The organism is Rhodococcus sp. O3, from assembly GCF_048897285.1.
Taxonomy (GTDB): Bacteria; Actinomycetota; Actinomycetes; order Mycobacteriales; family Mycobacteriaceae; genus Rhodococcus.
Map to the genome: position 1 here is coordinate 1 of NZ_JBMBTE010000182.1, position 6,931 is coordinate 6,931.

The window sequence follows — 6,931 nt, forward strand, 5'->3', positions numbered from 1 at the left end:
AGGTGGCCGCGGTCAACGGGCCGACCGCGACGGTGGTGTCCGGTCCGGTCGAGGCGCTCGACGACCTGGTCGCGCGGTGGCGGGACGACGGCGTCCAGGCTCGCCGGATCGCGGTGGAATACGCCTCGCACTGCGCGGACATATCGGTTCTGTGCGCACCGATCCTCGACGTATTGGCCCCGATCCGGCCCCGCCGGTCGCGGATCCCGTTCTACTCGGCGGTGACCGGCGGCGAGCTGGACGGTGCCACGCTCGACGCCGACTACTGGTATCGCAATCTGCGCCACCCGGTCCGCTTCGAGCGCGCGACGAAATCGCTGGTTGCGGACGGGTATCGCTTGTTCGTCGAGTCGTGCAGCCATCCCGTCCTGACCGTGCCGATGCAGGAAACGCTCGACGCGGAGGGCGTCGCCGGACACGTCGTCGGCACCCTCCGGCGCGACCGGGCGGACCTGCGTCAATTCACCGCCGCCCTCGCGGACGCGCACGTCCACGGAGTGCAGCTCGACTGGGACCGGGTGCGGTGGGCGCGACGACCCGAGCAGCAGCCGTGGGTCGACCTGCCCACCTATGCCTTTCAGCACCGCCGCTACTGGCTGGACGGCCCCGCACCGGAGGGTGATGTCGCCTCGGCGGGGATGGACACGGGCGGGCATCCGATGCTCGCCGCCTCGGTCGAACTCGGCGACGGCCGGGGCACGGTGTCCACGAGTGTGCTTTCCGTGCAACGTCTTCCGTGGCTGCGCGACCACATGGTCGGTGACACCGTCGTGCTGCCCGGCACGGCTTTCGTGGAACTCGCGCTGCACGCCGGGAACCGCGTCGGCTGCGGCCGGCTCGACGAACTCACCCTCGAGACGCCGCTGCTGATCCCCGCCGACGGTGAGGTCGCGGTGCAGGTCAGTGTGCTCGCCGACGGCGACACCGGCCGCTGCGCGGTGTCGGTGCACTCCCGGCCCGCGGACACCGCGCCGGACACGCCGTGGACCCGGCACGCCACCGGCACGCTCACCGCGGCCGCGGAGGCCTCCGATTTCCCGGAACCGCAGTGGCCGCCCACCGATGCCACACCGGTCGACGTCCACGGTCTCTACGACCTGCTCGACGAGGCCGGCTACGGGTACGGTCCGGTCTTCCGAGGCCTGCGCGCGGCGTGGCGCCGCGGCGACGACCTCTACGGCGAGGTGCGGCTGGGCGGCGAGGACCCGGACGCGGCGGTCGCGGGGTACGGGATCCATCCGGCGGTACTCGACGCCGCGCTGCACCTGATCGCACTCGGAAGCACCGAGACCGGTGTCCGGTTGCCGTTCGCCTGGCGCGCCGTGCAGGTGCACGCCGTGGGCGCCACCGCCCTGCGGGTGCACGTCACCACGACCGGACCCGAGCGCTACCGGGTAGCGGCCTACGACGCGACCGGCCGGCCGGTGGTGACCGCGGATTCGCTGACGCTGCGTCCCCTCGGGGAGGCGGGGGTGCCGGTCCCGGGGGCCGGCGCCGGCCTCTACCGGGTGGAGTGGGTGCCGGTGGGCTCCTCCGCCGCGGCGCCGCCGGACCCGATGCCGGTGGACCCGATGCCGCTGCGGGAGGCGCTCGCCGGGGACGATCCCGCCGGTCGGGTCCTGTGGCTGCCCGCCGGATCGGGCGAGGAGCCGGATACGCCGGCCCGGGCGCACGCCGCCGCGGAGGAGACGCTGCGCGCGGTGCAGTCCTGGCTCCGGGACGAGCGCCTGGCCGAGACCCACCTGCTGGTCACGACCGCGCACGCGGTCGCGGTCCGGGACGACGAACCGGTCGACGACGTGGCCGCCGCGCCCGTCTGGGGTCTGATCGGCGCTGTGCAGAACGAGCATCCCGATCGCATCACCCTGGTGGACATGGACGGACCGGCCGATGGACTCCCCGATCCCGCAGTGCTGTCGAAGGTCTTGTCCTGCAACGAATCTCAGCTGTCCGTCCGCGAGGGTGCGCTGCTGACACCGATGCTCGCTGCGGTGGCACCCGCCGCAGCGACGTCCGACACCGACGTGCCGCCCTTCGGCCCGGACAGCACGGTTCTGATCAGCGGTGGCACCGGAACCATCGGCCGGCTGATCGCCCGCCATCTCGCCACTCGGTACGGGGTGCGCAGGCTGGTGCTCACCGGCCGGCGCGGGCTCGACGCCGAGAGCGCGTCCGCCCTGCGCGCCGAGTTCGCCGCCACCGGAACCGACGTCGGGATCGCCGCGTGCGACGTGACCGACCACGCGGCGGTGGCCGCTCTGCTCGACGGCATTCCCGACCTCACCGGCGTGATCCACGCCGCCGGGGTGCTCGACGATGCCACCGCCGCCACCCTGAGTGCGGATCAGCTGCACGCGGTGCTGCGACCCAAACTCGACGGTGCCTGGCACCTGCACGACCTCACCCGCGACCGGGACCTGACCGCATTCGTGCTGTTCTCCTCCGCGGCGGGCGTCCTCGGCGGCGCGGGGCAGTCGAACTATGCGGCGGCCAACGTCTTCCTCGACGCCCTCGCCCAGCACCGCCGCGCCCGCGGGCTCCCGGCGATCTCCCTGGCCTGGGGGTTGTGGGACCGCCCGAGCGGCATGACGTCCCATCTCGATGCCGCCGACCTGGAGCGGTTGCAGCGCAACGGCATCGACACGATCGACGTGGACTCGGGGCTGGCCCTGTTCGACGCCGGGCTCGCCGTGAACCGTCCTCTGATCGTGCCGCTGCGGCTCTCGACGCGCGCCGCGCGCACCGAGGGAGCCTCGTTGCCGCCGATCCTGCGCCGGGTCCTCGGGACCCGGCGCCGCCGGGTCGCGGCCACCGCGTCCCCGACCGGGCTCGCCGAGGAGTTGCGCGCGTTGGAACCCGGCGCCCGGTACAGCCGGGTGCTGGACATCGTCACCACCCACGTGGCCGCGGCACTCGGCTACGACGGCAGCGCAGCGATCGACCCGGAGCGTGCGTTCAAGCAACTGGGCTTCGATTCGCTGACCGCGGTGGAACTGCGCAATCAGCTGACGACCGCGACCGGCGTAAAACTGGCCGCGACCGTGGTGTTCGACTACCCCACCGCGGACGCGCTCGCCCGGGAGCTGCTCGCCCGGCTGCTCGGCAGCGAGACCGCTGCGCAGCCGACGACCGCCCCTGCCCGCACCCGTCGGGACGACGACCCGATCGCGATCGTCGGGATGGCCTGCCGATACCCGGGTGAGGTGCGCTGCCCCGACGACCTGTGGCGACTCGTCCGCGACGGCCGGTGCGCGGTGGGTGCGTACCCCCACAACCGGGGCTGGAATCTCGACGAGGTGTACGACCCCGATCCGGAACGGACCGGCACCACGTACATGAAGGAGGGAGGATTCCTCTACGACGCAGACGAATTCGACGCGGCGTTCTTCGGTATCAGCCCGCGCGAGGCGATCGCGATGGATCCGCAACACCGGCTGCTCCTCGAAAGCGCCTGGGAGGCGCTGGAACACGCGGGAATCCGGCCGGATACCCCCGGTCTCGCCGACACCGGCGTGTACATCGGGTTGATGGGCGGCGACTACGGCTTCCACCTGATGTCCCGGCGCGACGTCGACGCCGAGGGTTATCTGATGACCGGGACGAGCAACAGCGTGGCGTCCGGCCGGATCTCCTACGCGTTCGGCTTCACCGGTCCGGCCGTCACCGTGGACACGGCGTGCTCGTCGTCGCTGGTGGCCGTGCATCTCGCGGCCCGCGCGCTGCGCGACGGGGAATGCGCGCTGGCGCTGGCCGGGGGCGCGACGGTGATGGCCACCCCCGGGGTGCTGATCGAGTTCAGCCGTCAACGCGGGCTCGCGCCGGACGGCCGCTGCAAGCCGTTCTCGGACCGGGCGGACGGCACCGGGCTCAGCGAGGGCTCGGGAATGGTGGTGCTCGAGCGGCTCAGCGACGCCGAACGCAACGGCCACCGGGTGCTCGCGCTCGTCCGCGGATCGGCGGTCAACCAGGACGGGGCCTCCAACGGGTTGACCGCCCCGAACGGGCCGTCCCAGGAACGCGTGATCCGGCAGGCGCTGGCGTCCGCCGGGCTCGGCCCCACCGACATCGACGCCGTGGAGGCGCACGGCACCGGCACACGGCTCGGGGACCCGATCGAGGCGCAGGCGCTGCTGGCCACCTACGGGCAGCAGCGGGACGGCCGGCCGCTGTGGCTCGGGTCGATCAAGTCGAACATCGGCCATGCCCAGGCGGCGGCCGGGGTGGCCGGCGTGATCAAGACGGTGCTGGCGATGCAGCACGGGGTGCTGCCGCCGAGCCTGCACGGTGACACGCCGACCCGGCACGTCGATTGGACCGCGGGCGAGGTCTCGCTGATCGCCGAGCCGGTGCCGTGGCCGGACACCGGACGGCCCCGTCGCGCCGGGGTGTCGTCGTTCGGGATCAGCGGCACGAACGCACACGTGATCCTGGAACAGCCGGCCGCACGTGCGCTGCCGGAGGTGTCGCCGCCGGCGGCGACCCCAGTGCCCTGGGTGCTCTCGGCAAAGACCGAGCAGGCGCTGCGCGCGCAGGCCGCTCGGCTGGCGGAATTCTGCGAGGGCAGCGCGGATCTGCCGGATCCGGCCGACCTCGCGTACTCGCTGGCCACCACCCGGTCCGGCTTCCCCCACCGCGCCGCAGTGGTCGGAAACACGCCGGCCGATCTGCTCGACGGTCTGACCCGCCTCGCGACCGGACGACCCGGCGGCAACGTCGTCACCGGGACGACCGCCCGCGGCCGGACCGCGTTCATGTTCACCGGCCAGGGCGCGCAGCGTATCGGGATGGGCGGCGGCCTCTACGAGACCTACCCGGTGTTCGCCCGTGCCCTGGACGAGGTCTGCTCCGCGCTCGACGAACATGTGGAAACCCCGGTGCGGCAGGTGCTCTGGGACGATACCGGCGGTGCACTCGACCGCACCGAATACACCCAGCCGGCACTGTTCGCCGTCGAGGTCGCGCTGTACCGGTTGCTGCGGGAGTGGGGCCTCACCCCGGATTATCTGATCGGCCACTCGATCGGAGAGATCGCGGCCGCCCACGTCGCGGGGGTGTTCAGCCTGCCCGATGCCGCGGCCCTGGTGGGGGTCCGCGGCCGATTGATGCAGTCGACCGAACCGGGCCTGATGATCGCCGTGCGGGCCGGTGAGGAGGACATCCGGTCGCGGATCGACGGTCGTGTCGATCTCGCCGCCGTCAACGGCGCCGACGCGGTCGTTCTCTCGGGCGGCGAACCCGAGGTCCGGGCCGTCGCGGCCGAATTGTCCGCCGCCGGACTGCAGACCACGACCCTGCGGGTGGGCCGGGCGTTCCATTCGACGCTGATGGAACCGGTCCTCGACGGGTTCACCGCCGTGGTGTCGCGGCTGACGCCGCAGCCGCCGGAGATTCCGGTGATCTCCAACGTCACCGGACGCGTCGCCACGGCCGAGGAACTCGTGTCCCCGGACTACTGGGCTCGGCACCTCCGGCGCACGGTGCGTTTCCACGACGGCGTGCGGACACTCGACGAGCTCGGCGTCACCCGCCTGGTCGAGGTCGGTCCAGGTGCGACGCTGGCCGCCCTCGCCTCCGAGGTCGTGCCGACCGTGATCGCCACGCTGCCCGGTCGCGGCGACGAGGCACACGAGGTTGTCGAGGCGGTCGCTGCCGCCTTCGTGCACGGCGCCATGATCGACTGGGATCGGATGCTGCCGGGTCGCCGCCGGGTGGAGCTGCCCACCTATGCGTTCCAGCGGCGGTCCTTCTGGCCGACCGCGCCGACGCGCAGGAGCGGCGATCCGGCGGAGCTGGGGCTGGGCGCGGCCGGTCATCCGTTGCTCGGCGCCGCGGTGCCGCTGGACGACGACGCGGTGATGTTCACCGGACAGCTGTCGTTGCACCGGGATTCGTGGCTCGTGCCGCCACCGGCGGACGAGGATGCCGTGCCGCCGTCGGGTGTGGCGAGGGCGGTGCTGCCCGCGGTGCTGGTCGACCTCACACTGCACGCGGCGCACCACGTCGGTCTCGACCACATCGCCGAACTCACCGTGCACCACCCGCTCCTTCTCGGGCCGTCGGGACAGGCCTCGATCCGGGTGCTCGTGTCGGCGCCCGACAGCGACGGCGGGCGCATCGTCACGATCTCGTCCACCCTGGACGAGGCCGAGAGCTCGGACCGCTGGGTGCGCAATGCCTCGGCAACGATCGACGACGTCGTCGGACCCGGTGCGCCGTCGCACGGCATCTCGGGCGACGCCGACGCCGAGGTGCAGCTCGACGAGGGCGTCGACACGGACGGGTTCGGCATCCATCCGGTGCTGCTGCAGGCGGCGCTCGACCCGCTGCTCGGATGGGACGACGCGCCGCTGATCTGGTCGGGGATCCGGCTGCACACCGTCGGCGCGGAGGCGCTGTCGGTGAAGTTCGACGCCCGCGGGGACGGGCGGTATCGCATGGTCGCCGTCGACACCGCGGGTGAGCCGGTGCTGACCGTCGATGCCCTGCAGGTGGGGCCGCAGGTCGACGGGGCCGGCCCGGGACGCGGTGCACGGCGACTGCATCGGCTGTCCTGGGTGCCGGTCGACATCGCGGGCGAACCGGCCCTCGGTCCGATCGTCGTCCTCGGCGACGGGGATCTCGGTCCGGCCTTCCCGCACTGTTCCGATCCGGGGGCGCTGCGCGCCGCGCGCGACGGTGCTGCGGCAGACGGCGAGCGGCGGCCGTGGACGGTGCTCGTCGAAGCCCGCCCGGCCGGTGAGCACGGTCCCGACGCCACCCACGAGCTGTGCACCCGGGTGCTGCGGCTGCTGCAGCAGTGGCTGGACGACGATCTCGCGGACAGCACGCTCGTGCTCGTGACCCGCAACGCGATGGTCACCGGCGCCGAGCGGGACCACGCCGAGGACACCGACGCCGCGGCCGCGGCGGTGTGGGGTCTCGTGGGCTCGGC

Annotated in this window: 1 protein-coding gene; it reads left to right on the forward strand. The window is 72.9% G+C overall.

Annotation, left to right across the window (positions count from 1 at the left end; translation table 11 throughout):
• Positions 1-6,931, forward strand: a 6,931-nt coding sequence (locus ACN675_RS26725; RefSeq protein WP_420753696.1) for an SDR family NAD(P)-dependent oxidoreductase, incomplete at both ends; no start/stop codon positions are given.